Genomic DNA, 25119 nt, shown 5'->3' on the forward strand with positions numbered 1-25119 from the left:
GCGAGCGGCCTCCCGCACCCTCCCGGTCACAGGTCCTTCTCGCGGTCACCCCGCAGCGCCGCGACGTGGTCCGGCACGTACGTGGACAGCTCGCGCGGCGGACGCTCGTAGCCCGACGAGGGCGCGGGGCGCTCGGGGAGCACCACCTTGTCCCGCGGGACGTCCGTGTACGGGATGGTCGACAGCAGGTGGGCGATCATGTTCAGCCGTGCGTGCTTCTTGATGTCGCTCTCGACGACGTACCACGGGCTCGTCGGGACGTCGGTGTGGACCATCATCTCGTCCTTCGCGCGGGAGTAGTCCTCCCACTTCGCGATGGACTGCAGGTCGGTGGTGGACAGCTTCCACTGGCGCAGCGGGTCCGAGAGGCGCGAGCGGAACCGGCGCAGCTGCTCGGCGTCCGAGACGGAGAACCAGTACTTGCGCAGCAGGATCCCGTCCTCGACGAGCATCTGCTCGAAGATCGGCGTCTGGCGCATGAACTGCGCGTACTCCTGCGGCGTGCAGTAGCCCATGACGCGCTCGACGCCCGCGCGGTTGTACCAGGAGCGGTCGAACAGGACCATCTCGCCCGCGGCGGGCAGGTGCGCGACGTAGCGCTGGTAGTACCACTCCGACTTCTCGCGCTCCGTCGGGGTCGGCAGGGCGGCGATCCGCGCCGTGCGCGGCGACAGGTACTCCGAGATGCGCTTGATGGTGCCGCCCTTGCCCGCGGCGTCCCGGCCCTCGAAGATCACGGCGATCCGCGCACCGGTCGCCCGGGTCCACTCCTGGACCTTGACCAGCTCGACCTGCAGCCGGAACAGCTCGGCCTCGTAGACCTCGTTCGAGATCTTGTGCTGATCGCGCTTCTTGCCCTTCTTCGCCATGCCGGGACGCTACCGCGTGGGACCGCCATCGCGCCCGCCGGCCACGGATGGACCTTCCGGTCCGCAGATGCGGTGACAACCCGCCCGCGAAGGTGCATGTGCGGGGTATCGTCGAGCGTCATGACGCAGATCCGGATCAGCGAGGCGGCCACGCTGCTCGGCGTCAGCGACGACACCGTCCGCCGGTGGGTCGACGCGGGCAGCCTCCCGGCCTCGGCCGACGCGTCCGGCCGCTCGGTGGTCGACGGCGCGGACCTGGCGGCGTTCGCGGTCGAGCGCGCCAAGGGTCCCCAGGACCCGACGGCGGGCCACTCGTCCGCGCGCAACCGGTTCGCCGGGCTGGTCACGGCGATCACCGCCGACACCGTGATGGCCCAGGTGGAGCTCCAGTGCGGGCCGTTCCGCGTCGTGTCCCTCATGTCCAGCGAGGCGGTGCGTGCGCTCGGCCTCGAGGTCGGCTCGCGCGCGTCCGCGGTCGTCAAGGCCACGACGGTCGTCGTCGAGACACCCGCGGGACCGCGGTGACCCGCCCGTCCGCGATGACGGTCCCGCGTGGGGCCGCGATCCTCGTCGTCGCCGCGCTCGCGGTGTCCGCCTGCGGCTCGTCGGACGGTCCGGGTTCGACGAGCACGACGAGCACGACGGGCACGACGGGCCCAGCCGCGACGGGGGCCACGGACCTGCGCGGCGAGCTCACGGTCTTCGCCGCCGCCTCGCTCGAGCCGGCACTCGACGAGGTCGCGGCGGCGTTCGTCGCCGAGCACCCGGGGGTCACGGTCGCCCCCGTCCGCTACGACGGCTCCTCGACGCTCGCGACGCAGCTGCTCGAGGGCGCTCCGGCCGACGTGCTGGCGACCGCCGACCTCACGACCATGGAGTCGGTCGTGGACGCCGACCTGACTGCGGGGGACGCGGCGGTCTTCACCACCAACACGCTGCAGGTGGTGGTCCCCGCCGGCAACCCCGAGGACGTCGCCTCGCTGGCGGACCTCGCGGCGCTGTCCGACGAGGGCGGCAAGGTGGTCCTGTGCGCGCCGGAGGTGCCGTGCGGCGCGGCGGCCCGGACGGTCCTCGGCGCGGCCGGCGTCACGGTGACGCCCGCGAGCCTCGAGCAGAATGTGACCGCGGTCCTGACCAAGGTGCAGACCGGCGAGGCGGACGCCGGCCTGGTGTACCGCACCGACGTGCTCAAGGCGGGTGACGACGTCGTGGGCGTGGACGTCCCCGAGGCCGCCGAGGCGGTCAACGCGTACCCCGCGGTGGCCTTGGCCGACGCGCACGAGCCGCGGGTCGCGGCGGCGTTCGTCGCGTTCCTCCGCACCGACCCGGCGCAGGACGCGCTGGCCGCCCACGGCTTCGTCGCACCGTGACCACGACCCTGCCGGCGGACGCGACCGTCCGGCGCGGGGCCCGGCGCCGGGCCAGGCCGTCGGACGGCAGGTCGGGCGGGCCCGGCAGCGCGCCGCGCCTGCTGTGGGTGCCGGCCGCGCTGGCAGCGGGGCTGCTGGTGCTCCCGGTGGTCGCGCTCGTCGTCCGCGCCGACTGGTCCACCCTGCCCGCCGACGTGACGTCGCCGGCCGCGCGCCAGGCGCTCGCGCTCTCGCTCGGCACGTCGGTGACCGCGACGGTGGCGTGCCTGGTCCTGGGCGTGCCGCTCGCCCTGGTGCTCGCGCGGGCGACCGGGTGGGCGGCGGACCTGCTGCGCGCGCTGGTCACGCTGCCGCTGGTGCTGCCGCCCACGGTCGGCGGCATCGCGCTGCTGTTCCTGCTGGGGCGGCGCGGGCTCGTCGGGCAGCAGCTCGACGCCTGGTTCGGTGTGACGATCCCGTTCACCACCGCCGCCGTCGTCATCGCGCAGACGTTCGTCGCCATGCCCTTCCTCGTGCTCGGGCTCGAGGGCGCGCTCCGGACCGCCGGGACGCGCTACGAGGCGGTCGCCGCCTCGCTCGGCGCCGGGCGCTGGACGGTGCTGCGCCGGATCACGCTGCCGCTCGCGGCCCCCGGCATCGTCGCGGGCACCGTGCTGTGCTTCGCACGGGCGCTGGGCGAGTTCGGTGCGACCGCGCTCTTCGCGGGCAGCACCCCCGGCGTCACGCAGACCATGCCCCTGGCGATCTACTCGGCGTTCAACGGCGCCGGGGTCACCCAGGGCGCGGCGGTCGCGCTGTCGCTGCTCCTGGTGGTCGCGGCGGTGGCCGTGCTGCTCGTCGCGCGGGCCTGGCGCCCCGGCCGGGTGACGGCGTGAGGCGCGCGCGGGGCCGCGGGCGGACCGGTGGCGGCGTCCGGACGACGAGTCCGCTGCACGCCGGTCCGCAGGACGCGGGTCCGCTGCACGCGGGTCCGCTGCACGCCGGACCGCTGCACGCGGAGGTGCGGGTGCGCCGGGGCGGGTTCACGCTCGCCGCGCGCGTGCGGGTCGAGCCGGGCCGGGTGGTGGCGGTCCTCGGCGCCAACGGCGCGGGCAAGTCCACGCTGCTCGCGACGATCGCGGGCACGCTGCGACCCGACGCGGGCGAGGTGCGCGCCGGAGGCCGGCTCCTGACGGACGCCACGACGCACGTGCCCGTCGAGCACCGGGGGATCGGGCTGCTCGGCCAGGACACCGCGGTGTTCCCGCATCTCACGGCGCGCGAGAACGTCGCTTTCGGCCCGCGTGCGGCCGGCGTGCCGGCCCGGGACGCGCGCCGGGACGCGGACGCGTGGCTCGAGGCCGTCGGGCTCGGCGGGTCGGGCCAGCGGCGGCCCGACGAGCTGTCCGGCGGGCAACGGCAGCGGGTGGCCCTCGCCCGGGCGCTCGCGGCCGGCCCCGCCGCGCTCCTGCTCGACGAGCCGTTCGCGCAGCTCGACGTCCGCACCGCCGCCGACCTGCGCGCCCTGGTGCGCGATCGGGTCCGCAGCACCGCCACGCCGACCGTGCTCGTCACGCACGACGTCGTGGACGTCCTGGCGCTCGCCGACCACGTCGTCGTGCTCCACGACGGCACGGTGGTCGAGGAGGGCGACCCCGTCGCGGTGCTCACCGACCCGGTCCACGCGTTCACGGCCTCGCTCGCCGACCTCAACCTCCTCACGGTCTCCGGCCCCGACGCCGCCGGCCGACTCCGCGCGGGCCTGCTCGAGCTCACCGCCCCCGCGCACTGGGTGGAGAACCTCCCGCAGGGCGGGACCTTCTCCACCCGCACGCTGACGTTCGCCCCGGCGGACGTCCGGGTCCGCGCGGGGGGCGAGGGCCGTGCGGCCGGGGACGGCGGGGGCGAGGGCCGTGGAACCGGGGCCGGGGCCGGGGCCGGGGCCGGGGCCGGTGGGGGTGAGGGTGCTGGGGACGGTGGAGGCCGGGACGTGAGCTGGTCCGCGGTGGTGGTCGACGTCGAGCGCGGGCCGCGCGGGTTGCGGGTCCGCACCAGCGGCGACGTGCTCGTCGACCTGCCGGCCGCCGCCGCGCGCGACCTCGACCTGCGACCGGGCGCGCCCCTGCACCTCGCCGTCCCGTACCCGGCCCTCCGCCCCCGCCCCACCTGAGCCCACCCGCCCCACCTGACACCCGCCCGCCCACCTGACACCCGCACGCCCACCTGACCCACCTGACCACCCGCCCCACCCCCGCCCATCTCTGCCCCGACTGCGGACGTTGTGCGGCGAGCGCGCACGATCGACGGCCGCGCTCGCGCCGGAGCGACCGCGCTCGGTGGTGGTGGGCCGGTGGTCGGTGGGGGACGGGTGGTGGGTGGGGGACGGGGGTGGGTGGGAGACGGGGTGGGCGGGTGACGTGCCTCGTTCTCACCGCTGGCGGGGGGCGCGTGTGCGGGAAAGGTTCCCGCGATGCAACAGCGGGACGACGAGCGCGGAAACATCCGCTTCCTAGCGTCGGTCACGTCCGAGCCCCCACCGAGCCCCGGAGGCCCCCATGGCGCAGCCGCTCGTGACCGTCGACGACGAGTCGACCCCGTCGACCCCCATCACCTCCAGCACGTCCACCGGCACGGCCACCGGCACGTCCACCGGCACGGCCACCGGCTCGGCGACCGCAGCCGCTCCGGCGGGAGCGCCGCTGGTCCACCGGCCCGGCCGGTGGATCGACGGCTGGAACCCCGAGGACGCCGGTCAGTGGGCGTCCGTGGGCCGCGCCATCGCCCGGCGCAACCTGGGTCTGTCGATCTTCGCCGAGTTCCTCGGGTTCGCCGTCTGGGCGCTGTGGAGCATCGTGGTGCCGCAGCTCCCGGCCGCGGGCTTCGCGCTGTCGGTCGACCAGATGTTCTGGCTGATCTCGATCCCCAGCCTGGTCGGCGCCACGCTGCGCATCCCCTACACGTTCGCGGTCCCGGTGTTCGGGGGTCGCAACTGGACCATCGTGTCCGCGCTGCTCCTGCTGATCCCCACGGTCGGCCTCGCGCTCGTCGTGCAGAACCCGGACGCGCCGTTCGGGCTCCTGCTGGGCGTCGCCGCGCTCGCGGGCGTGGGCGGCGGCAACTTCGCCTCCTCGATGGCCAACATCTCCTTCTTCTACCCGGAGAAGGAGAAGGGCCGCGCGCTCGGGCTGAACGCCGCGGGCGGGAACGTCGGCACGGCGGCCGTGCAGTTCGCGGTGCCGATCGTGATCGTCGGGGGCGCGGGCCTGCAGCTGGAGCTCGCGGGGTGGATGTTCGTGCCCCTGGCCCTGCTCGCGGCCGTCCTGGCCTGGCGGTTCATGGACAACCTGTCGCACGCCAAGTCGGACCCGCGCTCCTACGGCGTGGCCGCCCGGGCGCGGCACACCTGGATCATCTCGTTCGTGTACATCGGGACGTTCGGCTCGTTCATCGGCTTCTCCGGGGCATTCCCGACGCTGCTCAAGGGCACGTTCCCCGAGGTCACGGTGTCGATCGCGTTCCTGGGCGCGCTCGTCGGCTCGGTCGCCCGCCCGCTCGGCGGGACCCTGGCGGACAAGCTGGGCGGCGCCCGGGTGACCATCGCGTCCTTCGCGGTCATGGCGGCCGGCGTCGTGAGCGCGATCTTCGCCCTGCGGTCGCACTCGTTCGGCGCGTTCCTCGCGTCCTTCCTGGTGCTGTTCGTCGCGACCGGCGCGGGCAACGGGTCGGTCTACCGGATGATCCCGGCCGTGTTCCGGCACGGGGCCACGGACGACGAGGACCGCGCGCGCCGGGCCCGCGCGGCGGCCGGCTGCCTCGGCATCGCCGGAGCGGTGGGGGCGTTCGGCGGCTTCCTGATCCCGCGCGGCTTCGCGGTCTCGACCAGCGCGACCGGCAACATCCAGGCGGCGCTGTGGGTGATCGTCGGGATGTACGCGGTGATGGCGGTCACCGTCTGGGCCGTGTACTCGCGCCGCGGCTCGTCCTTCGGCTCCACCGTCATCTGACCGGATGACGACGACCACCACCGCTCCGCAGGGGAGCACGCCGTCGCTCGAGCAGGTGGCGACGGTGTGCTCCTACTGCGGCGTGGGCTGCGGGATCGTCCTCGACGTCGCGTGCGACGACGAGGGCAGGCGGGTCGCGCGCGGCGCTCGCGGCGACCGCTCGCACCCGTCGAACGCGGGCCGGCTGTGCACCAAGGGCGCGACGAGCGCGGACATGCTGGCGGCCGGCGGACGGGCGACGCACGCCCTGGTGCGGCCCGAGCGCGGCGCGGAGCCGGAGCGCGCGGACCTGGACGAGGCCATCGCGCTGGTCGCGGCCCGCCTCCGGGCCGTGGTCGACGAGCACGGACCCGACGCCGTGGCGTTCTACGTCTCCGGCCAGATGAGCCTCGAGGCGCAGTACCTGGCGAACAAGCTCGCCAAGGGGTACGTCCGCACGCACCAGATCGAGTCGAACTCGCGGCTGTGCATGGCCAGCGCGGGCACGGGCTACAAGCTGTCGCTGGGTGCCGACGGCCCGCCCGGGTCCTACGACGACCTCGACCACGCGGACGTGTTCCTGGTGATCGGCGCCAACATGGCCGACTGCCACCCGATCCTGTTCCTGCGCCTGCTCGACCGGGTCAAGGCGGGCGCGAAGCTGATCGTCGTCGACCCTCGTCGCACCGCCACGGCGGACAAGGCCGACCTGTTCCTGCAGGTCGACCCCGGGACCGACATCGCCCTGCTGAACGGGTTGCTGCGGCTCGTCGTGGAGGCGGGCGGCCTGGACAGCGCGTTCGTCGCCGAGCACACCGACGGCTGGGACGCGGTCGAGACGATGCTCGAGGACTACCCGCCGGACGAGGTCGCGCGCGTCACGGGCGTCGACGAGGCGGACCTGCGGGCGGCGGCCGCGCTGATCGCGGGCGCCGAGAACTGGGTCTCCTGCTGGACCATGGGGCTCAACCAGTCCACCCACGGCACGTGGAACACGAACGCGCTGGTCAACCTGCACCTGGCGACCGGCGCGATCTGCCGCACGGGCAGCGGCCCGTTCTCGCTCACGGGCCAGCCCAACGCCATGGGCGGCCGCGAGATGGGCTACATGGGGCCGGGCCTCCCCGGCCAGCGCTCGCTGCTGGACGCGGAGGACCGCGCCTTCGTCGAGCGCGTGTGGGAGCTGGCCCCCGGGACCCTGCGCGGCGACTTCGCCGGCGCGGGCACGGTCGACATGTTCGAGCGCATGGCCGCGGGCGAGATCAAGGCGTGCTGGGTGGTGTGCACCAACCCGGTCGCGTCGGTGGGCAACCGGCGGACGGTGATCGAGGGCCTCGAGCGTGCCGAGCTCGTCGTCACCCAGGACGCGTTCGCCGACACCGAGACCAACGCGTACGCCGACGTCGTGCTGCCGGGCGCGCTGTGGTCGGAGTCCGACGGCGTGATGATCAACTCCGAGCGCAACCTCACGCTCGCGCGCGCCGCGCTGGCCCCGCCGGGGGACGCGCTGCCGGACTGGGAGCTGATCGCGCGCGTCGCGACCGCGATGGGGTACCCCGGGTTCGCGTACGCGTCGGCGCAGGAGGTGTTCGACGAGCTGCGGGCGTTCGCGAACCCCCGCACGGGGTACGACCTGCGCGGCGCGAGCTACGACCGGCTCCGTGAGGGCTCGGTGCAGTGGCCCGTGGCGCCCGACGGCCCGCGCCGCAACCCGATCCGCTACCTCAACGACGGCGTGAGCCAGCCGGTCCTCGAGCGCCCCGACGGCACCCGTCCGCGGCTGCGGTTCCCGACGGCGTCCGGCCGAGCTCAGTTCCACGCGCGGCCGCACCTTCCTGCGGCCGAGCTGCCGGACGACGACTACCCCTTCGTGCTCAACACCGGCCGCGTCCAGCACCAGTGGCACACGCTCACCAAGACCGGCAAGGTCGCCAAGCTGAACAAGCTCGCGCCGGGCCCGTTCGTCGAGGTCAACCCCGACGACGCGCGGCGCCTGGGGCTGACTGACGGGGTGCGGGTCGAGGTCGCGTCCCGACGAGGCCGTGCGGTGCTGCCCGTCGTCGTGACCGACCGTGTGCGCACCGGGGCGTGCTTCGCGCCGTTCCACTGGAACGACCTGTTCGGCGAGTACCTCGCGGTCAACGCCGTGACGAGCGACGCGGTCGACCCGATCTCCTTCCAGCCCGAGCTCAAGGTCTGCGCGGTCGCGCTGACCCCGGTGCCGCACCAGGCCGGACCGGCCGACGTCGTGCCCGACCACGTCACCGACGACCAGGCCGACGACGTGCCCGCCCACCTGCCCGGCCAGGTGCCCGACCATCCGCCCGGCCATGCGCCCGGCGACGTCCCCGGTGACAGGCCCGGCGACCCGCAGACCACCCCGGGCGGCCTCACGCCCGGAGCCGTCGCGATCCGTGCGCTCGGCGCGGCGCTGGGGCTCGACGGCCTCGCGCCGCCGCCGCTCGGCGAGGAGCAGCGGCGCTACCTCGCCGGCTTCCTGGCGGGGCTGGGCGGGGGAGCGCCGGGCACGCCCGTGCTCCCGGCCGGCGCACCGCTCGACCCGGACCAGGCGCTGTGGGTCGACGGCCTCCTCGCGGGGCTGTTCTCGCGCGCGCCGCAGCCCGGTGCCGTCCGGCAGGGAGCGGACGGCGGGCCGGGTGCCGCCCCGACGCGCCCGCTCGTCGTGCTGTGGGCGTCGCAGACCGGCACGGCGGAGGAGCTCGCGGCCGCCGCCGCGCGACGGCTCACGGACGCCGGCCACGCGCCGCGCGTCGTCGCGATGGACGACTGCCCGCTGGCCGACCTGCCCGTGGGGGCGGACCTGGTCCTGGTGACCAGCACGTTCGGGGACGGCGACGCCCCGGACAACGGCACCGCGTTCTGGGAGGCCCTCGCGGCGCCGGACGCGCGACGCCTCGACGGCTCGCGGTTCGCCGTGCTGGCGCTCGGCGACTCGAGCTACGACCGGTTCTGCGGCCACGGCCGCCGCCTGGACCACCGGCTCGCGGAGCTGGGCGCAGCCCGCCTGGTCGACCGCGCGGACTGCGAGCCCGGCGACGACGAACGGGCGCACGCGTGGATCGCGGCGCTCGCCGCCGCGGTGTCCGACGAGCCGAGCCCCGGTGCCGTGACCGCGGAGCGGGCCGCGGAGCCGACGAACGACGGTCCGCAGGTCCACGCGACGCCGACCGACGCGACGCCGACCCACGCGACGCGCGCGCACCCCGGCGAGGGCCGCCTGGTCACCAACCGGCTGCTGAGCCTGTCCGGGTCGGGCAAGGAGGTCCGGCAGATCGTGCTCGACGTCGCGGACAGCCCGCGGACGGTCGCGTACCGGGCGGGGGACGCGCTCGCGGTGCGTCCGACGAACGCGCTCGCGCTGGTCGAGGAGTGGCTCGAGGTCACGGGCTGGGACCCGGAGCAGCAGGTCGAGGTCGAGGGCCGGGAGGCGCCGCTGCGCACGGCGCTGACGCACGAGCTCGACATCAGCCGGGTCTCGTCGGACCTGCTGACGTTCGTCGCCGAGCGCTCGGGCAGCGCGGCGCTGCGCCGGCTGCTGCGGCCGGACAACCGCAGCGACCTCGCGCGGTGGACGTGGTGCCGTCAGGCGGTCGACGTGGTCGCGGAGCTCGCGCCCGACGTCACCGCGGCCGAGCTGGTCCCCGTGCTGCGGCGGCTGGCGACGCGGCAGTACTCGATCTCGTCGAGCGCGCTGGTCGCGCCGGACCAGGTCGCGCTCACCCTGTCCGTCGTCCGGTACGAGTCCCCTGCGGGCGCCGCCCGCGGCGGGGTCTGCTCGTCGTACCTGGCGGACGCGCCGCTCGGCACGACGGTGCCGGTGCACGTGCAGCCGACGGCGCACTTCCGGCCGCCCGCGCCGGACGCCCGCGCGATCATGGTCGGCCCGGGGACGGGCGTCGCGCCGTTCGTGGGGTTCCTCGAGGACCGGCGGGCCGCCGGCCACACCGGGGCGAGCTGGCTGTTCTTCGGCGAGCAGCACGCGGCCACCGACTTCTACTACCGCGACGAGCTGAGCGGCATGCTGGCGGACGGCACGCTCGACCGGCTGGACACCGCGTTCTCGCGGGACCAGCGCAGCAAGGTCTACGTGCAGGACCGGATGCGCGAGCACGGCGCCCGGCTGTGGTCGTGGCTGGCGGACGGCGCCTCGTTCTACGTCTGCGGCGACGCGTCGCGCATGGCCAAGGACGTGGACGCGGCGCTGCGCGAGATCGTCGCGACCCACGGCGGCATGGCGCCCGAGGCCGCCGCCGCCTACGTGAAGGACCTCACCACCACCCGGCGCTACGTCCGCGACGTGTACTGACGCCGCGTCGTCGTCCGGCATGCTGTGGCCGTGGACGAGACCGGGGACGACGAGCGTGCGCAGATCGCGGTGCGGCCGGACCGGCTGACCGCCGGCGACCTGCTGGGCGAGGCGTGGAAGCACACGGTGGCGCTGGGTCTCGTCGCGCTGGTGTGGGTCGGGCTGCTCACCGGGTTCGGCGGCTCGTCGGTCGGCGACTTCGCGGTCGGCGCGCTGCTGACGCTCGGGGGCCAGCTCGTCGTGCTCGTCGCGCTCGGTCACCTGCTCCCGACGCTCCTGCTGCGGCAGGTCTCCTGGCTGTGGACCACGCTGACGACGTTCGTGCTGTGGCTGGCGTGGACGATCGTGGCGCAGGTCGTCTCGGGCAGCACGGAGGACTGGGGCTGGACCATCTGGGGCGCGATCTTCGTCGCGGTCCCGGTGCTGGCCCTCACGATCCTCCTGCGCACGGTGGTCCGCCCCCTGCGTCCGACCCTGCGCCTGCGCACCCCCCTCACGGCGGACGACGCGCCCGCGTGAGCGCGCAGGCTCGTCAGAGATCCCGGTGACTCGTCAGAGATGTCCGACGAGCCACCGAACCTCTGACGACCTCGCGGCGTCTGACGACCGCGCGGGGACGCGTCAGGCCCGGACCGCGAGGTGGATCGTGTCGTAGCCCGTCGCGCCGTCCGGGATGACGCCCGCGACCGCACCCGTCTGGGGGCCCTCGGGGTCGAACGCGCGGACGCGGACCTCGTGCCGCCCGGGCTCGTCGGCCTGCCACTCAAAGCGCCACTGCCGCCAGGAGTCGATGCCGCCGTCGTCCGCCAGCGTCGCGTCCTGCCACGCCCCGCCGTCCACCTGGACCTGGACCCGCGTGACGCCCCGGTGCTGCGCCCACGCCGTGCCGGCGATCACCACCGGGCCGACGGCGACCTCCGCCTCGTCCGACGGCACGTCGATCCGCGACTGGGTCTTGACCGGGCCCTTCTGCGACCAGCCACGGTCCGTCCAGTACGCGGTGGCGTCCGCGAACCGCGTGACCTCGAGCTCGGTGACCCACTTGGTCGCCGAGACGTAGCCGTACAGTCCCGGGACCACCATCCGCACCGGGAACCCGTGCTCGAGGGGCAGCGGCGCGCCGTCCATGCCCACGGCGAGCAGCGCGTCGCGGTCGTCGGTGAGCGCCTCGAGCGGGGTGGACGCGGTCCAGCCGTCCGCGCTGCGGGACAGCACCATGTCCGCGTCCGCGGTGGGGCGGGCGCGCGCCAGCACCTCGCGCACCGGGAGCCCCAGCCAGCGCTGGTTCCCGACGAGGTCGCCGCCCACGGGGTTGGAGACGCAGCACAGCGTCACCCAGGCCTCGACCAGGTCGGCGTCCAGCAGCTCGGCCCAGGTGAGCTCGACCTCCTGCTCGACGAGCCCGTGCACGCGCAGCGTCCAGGTGCTCGGGTCGACCTGGGGCACGACGAGCGCGGTGTCGATCCGGTAGAAGTCGGCGGGCGGCGTGGCCCACGGCGCGACGCCCTCGACCCCGACGTCGACGCCGGCCGGGACCGCGGGGGCGGTGGTCACCGGGCGGGGGAGCGTGATCGCCTGGCGTGCCGCGGTCACGGCGCGGCCGGCCGCGCCGACCGTCCGGCCCAGCAGCACGCCGACGGCGCCGATCGCCGTGGCCACGCCGGTGGCCTGGAGGAAGCGGCGACGGCTCGTGCCGCGCTCGTCGTCGTCCGTCCCCGCCCGCGGGAGGCGCGCCACCAGCCGCTGCAGCGTCCAGAGCCCCGCGACCGTGCCGACCAGCGACGGCACCATCGCGGTCCACGAGGCGTCGGGCCGGCCCAGGGCGGCCGCCATGGCGACCACGCCGAGCAGCACGACGAGCGCGGCGCCCCACACCCAGCGGCGCGCCGCGAGCACCCCGGCGAGCGCGGCGAGCGCCGCCAGGACCACGACCTCGCCCACGCCGAGCGCGACCTTGTCGGCCGTGCCGAACGTCGAGGCCGCCCAGTCCTTGAGCCAGGCCGGCGTCGCGTCCACGAACGCCGACCCCACCGCGATCAGCGGGTCGGTCGAGGCCCCGGCGACGAGCGAGACGAGCGCCCCGACGCCGACCGTGACGACGCCCGCCGCGAGCCCGGCCAGCGCCGCGAGCCCGATCGGCGCGCGCGGACGGGTGGTGGCGGGCGCGCCGGTCTCCGCCGTGGTGGTCATGGGCTCATCGTCGGACGTGGGACTCCGCATGACCAGCGTTCGTCGCCGACGCGCCGGTGGATGGGTCTAGAGGGCGGGTGAACCGAGCGCCGACGGGACGTGCGCGCCGTGGCCCCCGGCGCGCAGCGCCTCCCGCACCCGGTTCGCCGCCGCGTCGAGCTCCTCGCCCGGGACGTCGGGGCGCGCGTTGCGGAAGCTGAGGCTCGCCTCGTCCCACGCCGGCAGCACGTGCAGGTGCAGGTGCTCCACCTCGAAGCCCGCGACCAGCAGGCCGGCCCGGGGCGCGTCCCACGCCGCCTGCTGCGCCAGACCGATGGCCTTGGCGACCACGACGAGGTGGGCGAGCACGTCGTCGGGCGCCTGCGTCAGCTCGGTGATCTCCGCCCGCGGCACCACGAGCACGTGCCCGTCGGTGATCGGCGCGATGGTCCCGAACGCCACGCAGACCTCGTCGGACCACACGAACCGGCCGGGGATCTCCCCGTCGATGATGCGGGTGAACAGCGTGGTCATGGTGCTCCCGTCACGCGCGCCGCAGCGCGTCCTTGATCTTCATGCGCCCGCCCGAGTGCAGCACGGCCCCGGAGTAGATGCGCCCCGCGAGCCACACCAGCACCGGGATCAGGGCGATCGAGATGCCGAGGGCGACGAGCGCCTCCCACGTCTCCGCCGCGCCCAGGGCGATGCGGATCGGCATGAGCATGGGCGCGCAGAACGGCACGTAGGACAGCCAGGTCGCCAGCGTGTTCGTCGGGTCCCAGGGCAGGATCGAGATGCCGATCACGTAGGGCACGATCATGAGCGTCGTCACCGGCCCGATGACCGAGCCGACGTCCTCCTGGCGCGAGACCAGGGCGCCCAGCGCGCCGAGGACGAGCGCGTACATCGCGAACCCGACGACGAACCAGACCAGCGCCCACAGGGCGGTCGTGCCGATGTCGAGCGATGTGGAGTCCAGCAGCCCCAACGCTGCCGCCGTCCCCGCACCCGCCCCGACGACGAGCGCGACCTGCAGCAGACCGATCACGCCGATGCCGAGCACCTTGCCCGCCATCAGCTGCGCGGGCCGCACGGTCGCGAGCAGCAGCTCGACCACGCGGCTGGACTTCTCCTCGACCACGCCCTGCGCGACGAGCTGGCCCGCGGTCATGAGCGAGATGAACAGCAGGATCCCCGCGATGTACCCCGCGACGATCTGCCCGCCGTCGCGCTCCGCCTCGGGCTCGAGCGCGGTGACCTGCGGCGCCGCCTGCGCGATCTGGCCCGAGACGTCCGCGGGGTTCCCGCCGAGGTCGGTGACCGCCGAGGCGAGCGCGAGCTGCTGCGCGAACGCGGCGAGCACCGGCTCGATGGTCTGCGGCACGGTGGTCTGCACCTGGACGTCGAGCGTCGGGTCCACGGACGTCACGACGAGGTCGAGGTCGCCGTCGCGCAGCCCTGCCTCGGCGTCCGCGGCATCGACCTCGCGCGTCTCGACGGTCACGCCCATGCCGCTCGCGGTCGCCTCGAACGACTCGGCCGCGGCAGACGCCTCCGGCGTGAAGCCGACGGGCGTCGCGTCCGGCTCACCGCCCGAGACCAGGTTGAGCAGCACGCCGCCCAGCACGACCGCGGCGACGAACAGCGCGGTGGTCCAGATGAACGACTTGGTCCGGATGCGGGTCGAGATCTCCCGGCCCGCGACCAGGCGGATCGCGGCGCTCGTGCCGAGCGCCCCCGTGGCGCCGCTGGGCTTCGTCGTGCTCATGCGGGCACCTCCGTCGGCTCGGGCGTCGTCGCGGGGGAGTCCGCGGGGGCGTCGTCGGCGCTCACCACGTGGCGGTACAGCTCGACGAGCGAGGGGCGCACGCGCGCGAACTCGCGCACCGGCCCCGCGGCGATGGCGGCCGCCAGGAGCTCCTGGTCCACGTCCTGCAGGCCGGGGTTCACCACCTCGACCGTGCTGCGGCCGTCCGACGAGCCCACGAGGCGGGCCGCCGGCACGCGCGGCAGCCAGGTCTCGGGTGGTGGGCCGTCGACGACCCAGCGCCGCTCCGGGGTGCGGCGCAGCTCGTCGATCCCGCCGACCGCGACCGCCGACCCGGCGCGCACGATGCCCACGCGGTCGCACAGCCGCTCGACGAGCTCGAGCTGGTGGGAGGAGAACATCACCGGCACGCCCGCGGCGGCCTGGTCCCGGAGCACCTGGCTCATGACGTCGACCGCGACAGGGTCCAGGCCGGAGAACGGCTCGTCGAGCACCAGGATGTCGGGCCCGTGCACCAGCGCCGCCGCGAGCTGCACGCGCTGCTGGTTGCCCAGGGAGAGCTTGAGCACCTCGTCGTCCCGACGCTCGGCGAGGCCCAGCACGTCGGTCCAGTGCTGCATCGCCCGCGTCGCTGCGGCCTTGTCGATCCCGTGCAGCCGCGCGAGGTAGACCAGGTGCTCGCCGACCTTCATGCGCGGGTAGAGCCCGCGTTCCTCCGGCATGTACCCGATGCGCTGGCGCACGTGCAGGTCGACGGGCCGGCCGTCCCAGCTCACCTGCCCCGAGTCGGCCGCGAGCACGCCGAGGATGATGCGCATCGTCGTCGACTTGCCGGCACCGTTGGAGCCCACGAACCCGAAGATCTCCCCGCCGTGCACCTCGAACGACATGTCGCGCAGGGCCTGGACGGAACCGTACGCCTTGGACAGGGACTCGATGGTGAGCGCAGACATGCACTCGATCCCATCAGACGGACCGCGGACTGCCAAGGCGGGACGCGGTCCGACGGCGCTGCGTCCCGGCGGGGCCCTCGTGCGTGAGCCGTCCGTGCCGGCGACCGGACCGCTACCCTCGCGGCATGGGCACGGAAGACCTGCGGACCATCCTCGCGGACGGGCGCGCCCGCCTGAGGGCGGCGCACGAGGTGGACGCGGCGGCCGCGACCACCCCCCAGGCCCCGACGACCGGCGCCGACCGGGACGGTCTGGTCGAGGTCGTCGTCGACGGTCACGGGCTGCTGGCCGACATCGCCTTCGACGCCGACGTCGCCCGGCTCACGCCGGCGCAGCTCGAGGCGGCTGTCCTCGACGCGGTCCGCGAGGCGCACCGCGCGACGGGACGCGCCCGGGTCCAGTCACTGCCCGCGCTGGGCGACAGCGAGTTCGCGGCGCGTGTCCGGGCGGTTCTCGCAGAGGAGGGGGAGTGATGGACGAGTTCACGGTCGACCTGGCTCGGCTCGCCGCGGAGGTGGGGGACGTGTTCGCCGTGGCCGGCGAGGTCGACGCCGCAGTCAGCGCCGGTCTCGCGGCCCAGACCATGTCGCAGACCGCGTTCGGCCTGCTGTGCGTCGCGATGGTCCCGCCGTCGCAGACGGTGCAGACCGCGGCGGTGACCGCGCTGCGGGCGGAGGCGGCCGCATACGAGGCCGTCGCCATGAACCTGCGCAACGCGGTGACCGACTACGAGATCGCCGACACCGCGTCCGCGGCCCGGCACCGCGCGCTCCGGGGACGGGTCGGATGAGCGTCGTCGTCGTCGAGCCCGAGGCGTGGGAGGCGCCCGCGTGGTTCGAGGGCAGCGCGCTGGGCCTGCCCGTCGTCGGTTCGCTGTTCTCCACGGGGGCGAGCCTGGGCTCGGGCGACTGGGCGGGAGCCCTGGGGTCGGCCGCCGGCAGCGTCGGCGACCTCGTCGGCGTCGCGGTCGATCCGCTCGGCACTCTCGCGTCCAGCGTGGCCGGCTTCCTGCTCGATCGTTTCTCCTGGTTCCAGGAGGCACTCGACGTCCTGGTGGGCGACCCGGCGGTGGTGACGGCGGTGGGCCTGACGTGGGCCAACGTCGGCGACACCCTGGCGGCGCAGGCCGATCGCCTGATCGAGATCCGCGACCGCACGGCCCAGCACTGGCACGGCCCCGCCGCCGACGCCTTCCGACGCCGCCTGACCGAGATGGCGGAACGCGCGAACGTCGAGTCGTTCGCCTGCCGGTGCGTCAACGTCGGCTTCGCGATCGGCAGCGGGATCGTCGAGGTCGTCCGGCAGATCGTCTCCGCCATCTGTGCCGAGCTCGTCGGCAAGCTGATCGTCTGGGTGGCCGAGGCGCTGGGGACGCTCGGGTTCGGCGTGCCCGTCGTCGTCGCGCAGGCGACGTCGGCGATCGCGCGCTGGGTCGACGACGCTGCGAGGTGGACGGACGAGCTGCTCGGGTCGACGGGCCGCTTCTGCGACCTCCTCGCCGACCTGTACCGGTCGTTCGACGAGGTAGGTCTCTACAACCTCGGCATCGGGCCGGACAAGGTGATCGGTGCGGGCGCCGCTGGCGTGGACCAGAGCGCGGACTCGGGCCGGTGACGGGCATGGATCCCCAGGCACGTGTCGTCGACGCGCGTGACCGGCTGAAGCAGCTGCAGCTCGAGGCGCACCAGGCCGCGGCCGAGACCGCGCGCACCGCGGCGCGCATCGAGCAGCGCACGTACGCGGCGTGGTCGGCCGGGCGTGAGGTCCGCGTCACGCTGGGTCCCGACGCGCTGCTGCAGGGCGTGCAGTTCACGCCGCACGCGATGCGCACGCCGCCGCGCGCCCTCGCCGCGGCGACCATGGACGCGCACCGCCGGGCCGTGGCGCTGCTGCGCGCGGCGGTCGACGAGGCCGTGGGCGAGGCACCGGCGTCGGTCGGTGACCTCTCGGCCGCGGTCGCCGCCGCGGCCCACGCGATGCTGCCCGCGGCTGACGAGTCGCCCGATGCCGAGCGCTGACCCGGGCTCCGGCGCCGTCGGCCCGGGCCGGCGGGCGTGGACCGCCGCCGGCGCGGCCGTGCCGGTGAGTGCCGTCGCGACGATCGCGGGATGTGCGGCGGCCGCCGGGCTCGCCCGGGGCACCGCGCAGCCGGTCGCCGTCGTCGCGGTCCTCGTCGCCGGCGTCCTGGGCGGTCTGCTCTGGCAGCGGGTCGCCGGGCCCGAGGCGACGCACCGTCGGGTCGCGTCCGCCCGGGCCGCCTGGGCGCGGACGTGGGGCGGTGCCGCGCTCGAGCACGACGGCGCGGCCGACCCCCGGGACGTGGCGCTCGCTCTCCCGCGGGGGTGGCAGGTCGAGGCCGCGCGCGGCAGGCTCCGGTTCGCGGTCGCGTCGGTGCCCGTGCGCAGCGAGACGTGGGTGCTGCGTGCGGTCCCCGGGTCCCGCCGTGCCCGCGTCCGCCGCGAGGTCGTCGCGGCGAGTGCGAGCACGGGCGCGGTGCGGGTCCGCGTGCCGATCGGCTCGACCGCCGACTCGATGCTCGTCACGCCCGCCTGGGCGGGCCGCGGCGAGACGCCGGACCCCGCCTGGTTGGCCGCCGTGCGCGAGCGGGTGGCGCGCCACGAGGACCTGCTCGCGGCTCTCACGATCGGTGACGACCGCGTGGTCCTGCTCGCGCTCGACGACCCGCGCCCGGCCACGACCGTCGCCCGCGCGAACCTGGTGCGCGACGTCGCGGCCCTGGTCCGCTGAGCCCGCCGACGCGACACCGACCCACCCGCATCACCGAGGCAGACGCTCGCGCGCGAGTCTCGCGAGGGCGAGGACGGTGTTCCAGTTGCGCGCGGTGCCGGTGCGGCCGGCGGTCTTCTCGAGGATCGGGAGCGTGAGCTTCGAGCGGCCGATGCCGTCGGGGTAGTACGCGTAGAGCTCGGTGCCGCGCCACGCGAGCCGCTCGCGGCCGTAGCGCGAGAGGTCGGTCGACGCCGCGGTGGCGGCAGGCTCGTCGTCCCAGGCGACGACGACGAGGTGGGACGGGTCGTCGCGCGCCTCGTCGGGGAAGGGGAGGGCGTCGACGAGCGCGTCCCACTGCGCGGCGGTGCGGGTGACCACGGGGGCGTCGAACCCCGCCTCGGCGGTCAGGGCCGCGTGCAGCTCGTCGGCCACCCGGGGCGCGCCGTGGGGCGCGACCAGGACGACGTTGCCGGAGTTCACGTACGTCGCGACCTCGGTATAGCCGAGGTCCTCGGCCACGCCACGCAGCTGTGCCGACGTGAGCTTGCGCCCGCCGACGTTGACGGCCCGCAGCAGCCCGATCACCACGTTCTCGCTCATACCCGCACCGTGGCACACGCCGCCCACACGCGCCGCCCTCTCACACCCGGGCGTACCGGGATGTGCGGGAAAGGTTGCGGTGGGGAAACGCGGCCGCACGCCCGCCGGAAACAACCGCTTCCTACCGTCGGTGGTGTTCTCGTCACCCCTAGGACGGAGCCCCCCGTGAGCAAGCACCTCGTCGTCGTCGGTGGCGGCATGGTGGCCCAGCGCCTGGTCGAGGCGCTGCGCGACCGTGACACCGACGGTCAGTGGCGCATCACCGTCCTGGCCGAGGAGCCGCGCCGGCCGTACGACCGCGTGGCCCTGACCAGCTACTTCTCCCTGCGTGACGCCGACGACCTGGCGCTCGGGGACCCGGCGCTGTGGGACGACCCGCTCGTGACGCTGCGGCGCGACGACCAGGTGACCGGCATCGACCGCGAGGCGCGCACGGTCACCACCGCGCGCGGACGGGTGGAGCACTACGACCACCTGGTGCTGGCGACGGGCTCCTCCGCCTGGGTGCCGCCCATGGAGGGTGCGGACCTGCCCGGTGTGTTCGTCTACCGCACGGTCGACGACGTGGCGGCGCTGCGCGGGTACGTCGAGAAGCTCCGCGAGACCAAGCCGGTCGTGCGCGGGGCGGTGCTCGGTGGCGGTCTGCTGGGCCTCGAGGCCGCGGGCGCGCTGCAGGCGCTCGGCGCGCAGGCGACCGTGCTGCAGGTGGGCACGCACCTCATGTCCGCGCAGATCGACCTGGGCGGCGGCGAGGCGTTGCGCCGGCTGATCAACGACCTCGGCGTGGGCGTGCGGCTGAACGCCGCGACCACCCGCATCCGACCGCACCGGCGGGGCGGCGTCGGCCGCCTCGACCTCGCGGACGGCGGGCGCGTGGACGCCGACGTCGTCGTCATCGCGGCCGGTGTGCGGCCGCGCGACGAGCTGGCCCGCGCGGCGGGCCTCCAGATCGGGGAGCGGGGCGGCGTCGTCGTCGACGACAGCTGCCTGACGAGCGACCCGGACGTCTCCGGGGTCGGCGAGGTCGCGTGCATCCAGGGTGCCTGCATCGGCCTCGTCGCCCCCGGTTACGCCATGGCGGAGGTGACCGCGGACCGCCTCCTGGGCGGCGCCGCGCAGTTCCCGGGCGCCGACACGGCCACCAAGCTCAAGCTCTCCGGCGTGGACGTCGCGAGCTTCGGCGACGCGTTCGGCGTGACGCCCGGCGCGCTCGAGATCGTGTGGGCGGACCCCGTCGCGGGGGTCTACAAGAAGCTCGTGATGTCCGACGACGCGCGCACGTTGCTCGGCGGCGTCCTCGTCGGTGACGCGTCCGCGTACGCGAGCCTGCGGCCCATGCTGGGGCGTGAGCTGCCGGGCGACCCGGCGGCGTTCCTGCTGCCGGAGGGCGGCGCCGGGGCGCCGGACCTGGAGCTGCCCGACGACGCCAGCGTGTGCTCGTGCAACAACGTCAGCGCGGGCGCCATCCGCGGCGCGGTCACGGACCACGCGTGCACCGACGTCGGCGCGGTGAAGGCGTGCACCAAGGCCGGCACGTCCTGCGGCTCCTGCCTCCCGCTGGTCAAGAAGCTGGTGGGCACCGAGCTCGCCAAGCAGGGCATCACGGTCTCCTCGGCGCTGTGCGAGCACTTCGCGCTGTCCCGCGCGCAGCTCTACGACGCGATCCGGGTCGCGGGGGTGGCCTCCTTCACGGAGGTCATCGAGCGGTTCGGCACGGACGCGGCGGGTCGCGGCTGCGACATCTGCAAGCCCGCGGTCGCCTCGATCCTGGCCACCACCGCCCCCGCGCACGTGCTCGAGGGTGAGCGCGCGGCGCTGCAGGACACCAACGACCACGTGATGGCGAACCTGCAGAAGGACGGGTCCTACTCCGTGGTCCCGCGCATGCCCGGCGGCGAGGTGACGCCCGAGGGGCTGATCGCGGTCGGCGAGGTCGCCCGCGACTTCGGGCTCTACACCAAGATCACCGGCGGCCAGCGGGTCGACATGTTCGGTGCGCGCATCGACCAGCTCCCGCTCATCTGGCAGCGCCTGGTGGACGCCGGGTTCGAGTCCGGCCACGCCTACGGCAAGTCGCTGCGCACCGTGAAGTCGTGCGTGGGCTCCACGTGGTGCCGGTTCGGCGTGCAGGACTCGGTGGCCCTCGCGGTGCTGCTGGAGCTGCGGTACCGGGGCCTGCGCAGCCCGCACAAGATCAAGCTCGGCGTGTCCGGCTGCGCGCGCGAGTGCGCCGAGGCCCGCGGCAAGGACGTCGGCGTGATCGCCACGGACAAGGGCTGGAACGTGTACGTGGGCGGCAACGGCGGCTTCACGCCCCGGCACGCGCGGCTGCTCGCGGAGGACCTCGACACCGAGACCCTCATCCGGACCATCGACCGGTTCCTGCTCTACTACGTGCGCACCGCGGACCGCCTGCAGCGCACCGCCCCGTGGGTCGACGAGGTCGAGGGCGGCCTCGACGGCGTCCGCGCGGTCGTCATGGACGACTCGCTGGGCATCTGCGCCGATCTCGACGCCCAGATGGCCCGCCACGTCGACGAGTACGAGGACGAGTGGAAGGCGACGCTCGAGGACCCGGAGAAGCTGCGCCGGTTCGCGTCCTTCGTCAACGCCCCCGACGTCGCCGACCCGTCGCTGGCGTACGTCCCCGAGCGTGGCCAGGTGCGTCCGGCCACGTCCGACGAGCGCGCCGCCGCCGAGCGCGGCGAGCCCGTCCTGGTCGCCGGAACCACCCTGGAGGTGCGCGCATGACCGTCCTCGACCAGCCCGCTCGTGAGGCCGGGCAGCCCACCGGACCCGCGGGCACGACGAGCTGGACCGCGGTGTGCCGGCTCGACGACCTGGCGCCCGAGCGGGGCGTGGCCGCGCTCGTCGCGGGCGAGCAGGTCGCGCTGTTCCGCCTGGTCGACGGCACCGTGCTCGCGGTCCAGCAGCACGACCCGTTCTGCGACGCGTACGTGCTCGCGCGCGGCATCGTCGGCAGCCGGCTCGTCGACGGCGCACCGGTCCCCACGGTCGCCTCGCCGATGTACAAGCAGGTCTTCGACCTGCGGACGGGCGCGTGCCTGGACCTCGCCGGCAAGGCACCGGCGCGCGGCATGGCGCCGGACCTTCGGACGTGGCACGTGCGCGTCACGGGTGGCATCGTCGAGATCGAGGTCCCGTCGACCGACGGGGCCGGGGGACGGACGGGGGAGCGCGCATGACGACGATGCTCGGGCTCGACCTGACCGGGCGGCGCGTGCTCGTCGTCGGCGGCGGGCCCGTCGCCGCGCGCCGCGTGCAGGGCCTGGTCGCCGACGGCGCGAGCGTGCTCGTCGTCGCCCCCGCGCTGTGCGAGCCGCTGCGCGACGCGCACCGCTGGGGCCAGGTGACGTGGAAGGCGCGCGAGGTCGCCGAGCGGGACCTCGACGACGTCTGGCTCGTCCACACCGCCACGGGCGACCGCGCGACCGACGACCAGGTGGCGGCGTGGGCGCAGGACCGCCACGTGTTCTGCGTGCACGCCGGCCGGGCGGCCGGCGGCAGCGCGCGGACACCGGCGACGACGAGCCTCGGCGACGTGCTCGTCGGCGTCGTCTCGACCGGTGCGCCCGATCCGGGCCGCACCCTCGTCGTGCGCGACGCGCTGGCCGAGAAGGTGCGCGACGTGCTGGCAGACCACCTCCGCGAGGGGCGGGTGGACGTGCGCGGGCGGCGCTCGCGCGACGAGGGGCGCGTGGTGCTGGTCGGCGGCGGGCCGGGCGACGTCGGCCTGCTGACGCTCGCGGGCCGCCGCGCGCTCGCGGAGGCGGACGTCGTGGTCACCGACCGGCTGGGGCCGGTCGAGGTGCTCGACGAGCTGGCGCCCGACGTCGAGGTGATCGACGTCGGCAAGACCCCCGGCCACCACCCCGTGCCGCAGCACGAGATCGGCCGGATCCTGGTCGAGCAGGCCCAGCGCGGCCGCGTCGTCGTGCGGCTCAAGGGCGGCGACCCGTTCGTCTACGGGCGGGGCGGCGAGGAGGTGCTCGCGTGCCGCGAGGCCGGCGTCCCGGTGACGGTGATCCCGGGCGTGAGCTCCGCGCTCGCGGCGCCCGCCGCCGCGGGGATCCCCCTCACCCACCGCGGCACGGTCGGCGCGCTGCACGTGATGAACGGCCACGACGGGTGGTCGCAGGCGGGCCTGGTCGGGCTCCGGGACGCGACGTGCACGGTCGTCGTGCTCATGGGCGTGTCCGCGGTCGGCGACCTGACCGCGCAGGCGCTCGAGTTCGGCGTCGCGCCGACGACGCCCGCCGCGATCGTCGAGCGCGCGACGACGCCCACGCAGCGCGTCACGCGCGCGACGCTCGCGACCCTCGAGGCGACCGCGCTCGCCGAGGGCGTGCGGGCGCCCGCCGTGCTGGTGCTCGGGGAGGTCGCGCACCCGGACCTGCTCGCGCCGGTGGGCACGCGCGACGGCGGGGACCGCACAGACCCCACAATGACCTGGTGAGCGCACCGACCAGCACGACGAACGACCAGGGGATCGACCAGACCCTGGCCGGCTGCGTCGTGCTCATCACCGCCGACCGTCGCTCGGCCGAGCTCACCGCGGCCCTCACCCGCCGCGGCGCGAGCGTCCGGCACGCCGCGGCGCTCGGCATGGTGCCGCACATCGACGACGCCGCGCTGGTCGCCGGCACGCGCGACCTGGTCGCCGACCCGCCGGACACCGTCGTGGTGACCACCGGCATCGGGTTCCGGGGCTGGATCGAGGCGGCCGACGCCGCGGGCCTGGCGGACGACCTCGTCGCGGCCCTGCGCGGGGCGCGGATCGTCGCGCGCGGGCCCAAGGCGCGCGGCGCGATCCAGGCGGCCGGCCTCACGCCCGACTGGGTCGCCGAGTCCGAGACGAGCGCCGAGGTCGCGCAGGTGCTGCTCGACGAGGGCGTGTCCGGCCTCGACATCGCGGTGCAGCACCACGGCGCGGGCTCGGACGGGCTCGACGAGGCGTTCCGCGCCGCGGGCGCGCGGGTGCGCAGCCTCGTCGTGTACCGCTGGGGACCGCCGCCCGACCCCGCCGCCGTGGCCGCCTCGGTGCGTGCGGTGGCGGCGGGCGAGGTCGACGCGGTCGCGTTCACCTCGGCCCCCGGCGCGGCGGCCTGGCTCGCGGCCGCCGACCAGGAGGGGGTCGCCGACCTCGTCGTCGAGCGCTGCGCCGAGGGCGCCGTGGTGATGGCCGCGGTGGGTCCGGTGACCGCGGCCCCGCTGCAGGAGCGCGGCATCGAGCCGCTGATCCCCGACCGCGGCCGGCTGGGCTCGCTGGTGCGGCTGATCGTCAACCACTACGGCGGCCTCGAGGCGCTCGACACCGTGGCCGGGCCGCTGCGGGTCTACCGCGGCGCGGCCGTGCTCGACGGGCACGTCCTCCCGCTGACGCCGACCGGGCTGGAGATCCTGCGGCTGCTGGCCCACGCGCGCGGCTCGGTGGTGCCGCGCGAGCGCGTGCTCGCCGCCCTCCCGGGCGAGTCGCGCGACCCGCACGCCGCCGAGGTCGCGATCGCGCGCCTGCGGGACGCGACGGGCTCGCGCGGGCTGATCCGCACGGTCGTCAAGCGCGGCTACCGGCTCGAGCTGGCGGTGCGATGAGCGGGCGGACGGCCCCGCCCGCGCCTGTGCTCGTCGGCTGCTCGCACGGCACCGACGACCGCGACGGGCGGGTCGCGATCGCGTCGATCCTCGCGGACGCCGCCACGCTCCGCGGGGACCTCGACGTGCGCGAGGCCTTCGTCGACGTGCAGACGCCCGAGGTCGCGGACGTGGTGGCCGGTGCCCTCGAGGAGGGGCTCGAGGCCGTCGTCGTGCCGCTGCTGCTCTCGGTCGGCTTCCACGTGCAGGTGGACATCGCCGCCGCGACCGACCGACCGGGCGCTCGCGCGGCTGCGCCGCTGGGCCCGGACGACGCCCTGGTCGCGATCCTCGCCGACCGCCTCGCCGAGGCCGGGCTGCGGGACGACGACGCCGTGGTGCTCGCCGCCGCCGGGTCCAGCGTGCCGGCCGCGGCGCTCGCGGTCGAGGAGGTCGCGCGCGGCCTGGCCGCCCGCCTGGGCCGGCACCTGGGCGCGCCCGACGCGTCCGGCGGCGGGCTCGTCGTGGGGTACGGCGCCGGTGCCTCGCCGCGGGTGCCGGAGGCGGTCGCCACCGCGCGCTCGTCGGGCCGGCGCGTCGTCGTCGCGTCCTACCTGCTGGCGCCCGGGTACTTCCTCGACCGCGTGCTCGAGGCCGGCGCGGACGTCGTCGCGGCGCCGCTGGCGCCGGACCCGCGGCTCGCGGAGCTGGTGCTGCGCCGGTACGACGAGGCGCGCGCGGGCTGAGCACGCAGGGCGGGCCGGAGACCGGCCCGCCCG

Annotated in this window: 23 protein-coding genes; 17 read left to right on the plus strand and 6 right to left on the minus strand. The window is 75.5% G+C overall.

Annotation, left to right across the window (positions count from 1 at the left end; all coding sequences use genetic code 11):
• Positions 1-26: 26 nt before the first annotated feature.
• Positions 27-869 (minus strand): polyphosphate kinase 2, encoded by an 843-nt coding sequence (gene ppk2 / locus KIN34_RS09540; RefSeq protein WP_214349678.1) that lies wholly within the window; start codon positions 867-869, stop codon positions 27-29.
• 120 nt (positions 870-989) lie between these two features.
• On the opposite strand from ppk2, the gene KIN34_RS09545 reads away from it, so the two are divergent.
• The 7 genes from KIN34_RS09545 (at position 990) to KIN34_RS09575 (ending at position 11047) form a co-directional block, all read left to right on the plus strand.
• Positions 990-1394 (plus strand): TOBE domain-containing protein, encoded by a 405-nt coding sequence (locus tag KIN34_RS09545; protein ID WP_214349680.1) that lies wholly within the window; start codon positions 990-992, stop codon positions 1392-1394.
• The gene (gene modA / locus KIN34_RS09550) at positions 1391-2239 is read left to right on the plus strand and encodes a molybdate ABC transporter substrate-binding protein (RefSeq protein WP_307858174.1); all 849 of its coding nucleotides are present in this window, start codon (positions 1391-1393) and stop codon (positions 2237-2239) included. Before KIN34_RS09545 ends, modA begins: the two co-directional genes overlap by 4 nt.
• Before the next feature lie 98 nt (positions 2240-2337).
• Positions 2338-3114, plus strand: a complete 777-nt coding sequence (locus KIN34_RS09555) for an ABC transporter permease (protein WP_237689624.1) — start codon at positions 2338-2340, stop codon at positions 3112-3114.
• Complete coding sequence (locus KIN34_RS09560; protein WP_214349682.1) at positions 3111-4388, plus strand: sulfate/molybdate ABC transporter ATP-binding protein; 1278 nt, start codon at positions 3111-3113, stop codon at positions 4386-4388. The genes KIN34_RS09555 and KIN34_RS09560 overlap by 4 nt, the downstream gene beginning before the upstream one ends.
• A gap of 385 nt (positions 4389-4773) precedes the next feature.
• Entirely contained in the window at positions 4774-6222 is a 1449-nt protein-coding gene (locus tag KIN34_RS09565; protein WP_214349685.1) for an MFS transporter, read from the plus strand.
• A 4-nt stretch (positions 6223-6226) separates the two neighbouring features.
• Positions 6227-10528, plus strand: coding sequence for a bifunctional nitrate reductase/sulfite reductase flavoprotein subunit alpha (locus tag KIN34_RS09570; protein ID WP_214349688.1), 4302 nt, complete (start codon positions 6227-6229; stop codon positions 10526-10528).
• A gap of 30 nt (positions 10529-10558) precedes the next feature.
• A complete protein-coding gene (locus tag KIN34_RS09575) occupies positions 10559-11047 on the plus strand; it encodes a hypothetical protein (protein ID WP_214349691.1) in 489 nt (162 codons plus the stop codon).
• A gap of 102 nt (positions 11048-11149) precedes the next feature.
• Here the strand turns inward: KIN34_RS09575 and KIN34_RS09580 are convergent, their stop codons facing one another.
• The 4 genes from KIN34_RS09580 to KIN34_RS09595 all read right to left on the minus strand — a co-directional run bounded on the left by KIN34_RS09580 (position 11150) and on the right by KIN34_RS09595 (position 15418).
• On the minus strand, positions 11150-12718 hold the full coding sequence (locus KIN34_RS09580; protein WP_214349694.1) for a molybdopterin-dependent oxidoreductase: 1569 nt from the start codon (positions 12716-12718) through the stop codon (positions 11150-11152).
• A 66-nt stretch (positions 12719-12784) separates the two neighbouring features.
• Complete coding sequence (locus tag KIN34_RS09585) at positions 12785-13231, minus strand: HIT family protein (RefSeq protein ID WP_214349697.1); 447 nt, start codon at positions 13229-13231, stop codon at positions 12785-12787.
• Between the two features lie 10 nt (positions 13232-13241).
• Positions 13242-14465 (minus strand): ABC transporter permease, encoded by a 1224-nt coding sequence (locus KIN34_RS09590; protein ID WP_214349699.1) that lies wholly within the window; start codon positions 14463-14465, stop codon positions 13242-13244.
• Positions 14462-15418: an ABC transporter ATP-binding protein gene (locus KIN34_RS09595; protein WP_214349702.1), complete on the minus strand. Its 957-nt coding sequence runs from the start codon at positions 15416-15418 to the stop codon at positions 14462-14464. The genes KIN34_RS09590 and KIN34_RS09595 overlap by 4 nt, the downstream gene beginning before the upstream one ends.
• Positions 15419-15543: 125 nt before the next feature.
• Here KIN34_RS09595 and KIN34_RS09600 point away from each other — a divergent pair, with 125 nt between their 5' ends.
• Genes KIN34_RS09600 through KIN34_RS09620 form a run of 5 tightly spaced genes read left to right on the plus strand, consistent with a single transcriptional unit; the run spans position 15544 to position 18166 of the window.
• A complete protein-coding gene (locus KIN34_RS09600) occupies positions 15544-15891 on the plus strand; it encodes a YbaB/EbfC family nucleoid-associated protein (RefSeq protein WP_214349705.1) in 348 nt (115 codons plus the stop codon).
• Positions 15891-16208 (plus strand): type VII secretion target, encoded by a 318-nt coding sequence (locus KIN34_RS09605; RefSeq protein ID WP_214349708.1) that lies wholly within the window; start codon positions 15891-15893, stop codon positions 16206-16208. The genes KIN34_RS09600 and KIN34_RS09605 overlap by 1 nt, the downstream gene beginning before the upstream one ends.
• Positions 16205-17032, plus strand: a complete 828-nt coding sequence (locus KIN34_RS09610) for a hypothetical protein (RefSeq protein ID WP_214349711.1) — start codon at positions 16205-16207, stop codon at positions 17030-17032. The genes KIN34_RS09605 and KIN34_RS09610 overlap by 4 nt, the downstream gene beginning before the upstream one ends.
• Before the next feature lie 5 nt (positions 17033-17037).
• Positions 17038-17436 carry a YbaB/EbfC family nucleoid-associated protein gene (locus tag KIN34_RS09615; protein WP_214349714.1) on the plus strand — a complete coding sequence of 133 codons (399 nt, stop codon included), beginning with the start codon at positions 17038-17040 and terminating at the stop codon, positions 17434-17436.
• The gene (locus KIN34_RS09620; protein ID WP_214349717.1) at positions 17423-18166 is read left to right on the plus strand and encodes a hypothetical protein; all 744 of its coding nucleotides are present in this window, start codon (positions 17423-17425) and stop codon (positions 18164-18166) included. Before KIN34_RS09615 ends, KIN34_RS09620 begins: the two co-directional genes overlap by 14 nt.
• Positions 18167-18196: 30 nt before the next feature.
• Here KIN34_RS09620 and KIN34_RS09625 read toward each other — a convergent pair whose 3' ends face one another.
• Complete coding sequence (locus KIN34_RS09625) at positions 18197-18748, minus strand: DUF1697 domain-containing protein (RefSeq protein WP_214349720.1); 552 nt, start codon at positions 18746-18748, stop codon at positions 18197-18199.
• A gap of 198 nt (positions 18749-18946) precedes the next feature.
• Between KIN34_RS09625 and nirB the strand changes: the two genes are divergently transcribed.
• The 5 genes from nirB to KIN34_RS09650 are packed head-to-tail and all read left to right on the plus strand — an operon-like array spanning position 18947 to position 25086.
• Positions 18947-21499: a nitrite reductase large subunit NirB gene (gene nirB / locus KIN34_RS09630; RefSeq protein ID WP_237689626.1), complete on the plus strand. Its 2553-nt coding sequence runs from the start codon at positions 18947-18949 to the stop codon at positions 21497-21499.
• Entirely contained in the window at positions 21496-21954 is a 459-nt protein-coding gene (gene nirD, locus KIN34_RS09635) for a nitrite reductase small subunit NirD (RefSeq protein ID WP_214349726.1), read from the plus strand. Before nirB ends, nirD begins: the two co-directional genes overlap by 4 nt.
• A complete protein-coding gene (cobA, locus tag KIN34_RS09640; protein ID WP_214349729.1) occupies positions 21951-23225 on the plus strand; it encodes a uroporphyrinogen-III C-methyltransferase in 1275 nt (424 codons plus the stop codon). The genes nirD and cobA overlap by 4 nt, the downstream gene beginning before the upstream one ends.
• Positions 23222-24361: a uroporphyrinogen-III synthase gene (locus KIN34_RS09645; RefSeq protein WP_214349733.1), complete on the plus strand. Its 1140-nt coding sequence runs from the start codon at positions 23222-23224 to the stop codon at positions 24359-24361. The genes cobA and KIN34_RS09645 overlap by 4 nt, the downstream gene beginning before the upstream one ends.
• Positions 24358-25086 carry a sirohydrochlorin chelatase gene (locus KIN34_RS09650; RefSeq protein WP_214349734.1) on the plus strand — a complete coding sequence of 243 codons (729 nt, stop codon included), beginning with the start codon at positions 24358-24360 and terminating at the stop codon, positions 25084-25086. The genes KIN34_RS09645 and KIN34_RS09650 overlap by 4 nt, the downstream gene beginning before the upstream one ends.
• Positions 25087-25119: the final 33 nt, after the last annotated feature.

This window comes from Cellulomonas fulva (assembly GCF_018531375.1).
GTDB lineage: Bacteria > Actinomycetota > Actinomycetes > Actinomycetales > Cellulomonadaceae > Cellulomonas > Cellulomonas fulva.

What these genes read in the sequence shown, in the direction of transcription:
- ppk2 (WP_214349678.1), bottom strand. Translation starts at nt 869, where the DNA reads ATGGCGAAGAAGGGCAAGAAGCGCGATCAGCACAAGATCTCGAACGAG.
- KIN34_RS09545 (WP_214349680.1), top strand. Translation starts at nt 990, where the DNA reads ATGACGCAGATCCGGATCAGCGAGGCGGCCACGCTGCTCGGCGTCAGC.
- KIN34_RS09565 (WP_214349685.1), top strand. Translation starts at nt 4,774, where the DNA reads ATGGCGCAGCCGCTCGTGACCGTCGACGACGAGTCGACCCCGTCGACC.
- KIN34_RS09570 (WP_214349688.1), top strand. Translation starts at nt 6,227, where the DNA reads ATGACGACGACCACCACCGCTCCGCAGGGGAGCACGCCGTCGCTCGAG.
- KIN34_RS09580 (WP_214349694.1), bottom strand. Translation starts at nt 12,718, where the DNA reads ATGACCACCACGGCGGAGACCGGCGCGCCCGCCACCACCCGTCCGCGC.
- KIN34_RS09585 (WP_214349697.1), bottom strand. Translation starts at nt 13,231, where the DNA reads ATGACCACGCTGTTCACCCGCATCATCGACGGGGAGATCCCCGGCCGG.
- KIN34_RS09590 (WP_214349699.1), bottom strand. Translation starts at nt 14,465, where the DNA reads ATGAGCACGACGAAGCCCAGCGGCGCCACGGGGGCGCTCGGCACGAGC.
- KIN34_RS09595 (WP_214349702.1), bottom strand. Translation starts at nt 15,418, where the DNA reads ATGTCTGCGCTCACCATCGAGTCCCTGTCCAAGGCGTACGGTTCCGTC.
- KIN34_RS09600 (WP_214349705.1), top strand. Translation starts at nt 15,544, where the DNA reads ATGGGCACGGAAGACCTGCGGACCATCCTCGCGGACGGGCGCGCCCGC.
- KIN34_RS09605 (WP_214349708.1), top strand. Translation starts at nt 15,891, where the DNA reads ATGGACGAGTTCACGGTCGACCTGGCTCGGCTCGCCGCGGAGGTGGGG.
- KIN34_RS09610 (WP_214349711.1), top strand. Translation starts at nt 16,205, where the DNA reads ATGAGCGTCGTCGTCGTCGAGCCCGAGGCGTGGGAGGCGCCCGCGTGG.
- KIN34_RS09615 (WP_214349714.1), top strand. Translation starts at nt 17,038, where the DNA reads ATGGATCCCCAGGCACGTGTCGTCGACGCGCGTGACCGGCTGAAGCAG.
- KIN34_RS09620 (WP_214349717.1), top strand. Translation starts at nt 17,423, where the DNA reads ATGCCGAGCGCTGACCCGGGCTCCGGCGCCGTCGGCCCGGGCCGGCGG.
- KIN34_RS09625 (WP_214349720.1), bottom strand. Translation starts at nt 18,748, where the DNA reads ATGAGCGAGAACGTGGTGATCGGGCTGCTGCGGGCCGTCAACGTCGGC.
- nirB (WP_237689626.1), top strand. Translation starts at nt 18,947, where the DNA reads ATGGTGGCCCAGCGCCTGGTCGAGGCGCTGCGCGACCGTGACACCGAC.
- nirD (WP_214349726.1), top strand. Translation starts at nt 21,496, where the DNA reads ATGACCGTCCTCGACCAGCCCGCTCGTGAGGCCGGGCAGCCCACCGGA.
- cobA (WP_214349729.1), top strand. Translation starts at nt 21,951, where the DNA reads ATGACGACGATGCTCGGGCTCGACCTGACCGGGCGGCGCGTGCTCGTC.
- KIN34_RS09650 (WP_214349734.1), top strand. Translation starts at nt 24,358, where the DNA reads ATGAGCGGGCGGACGGCCCCGCCCGCGCCTGTGCTCGTCGGCTGCTCG.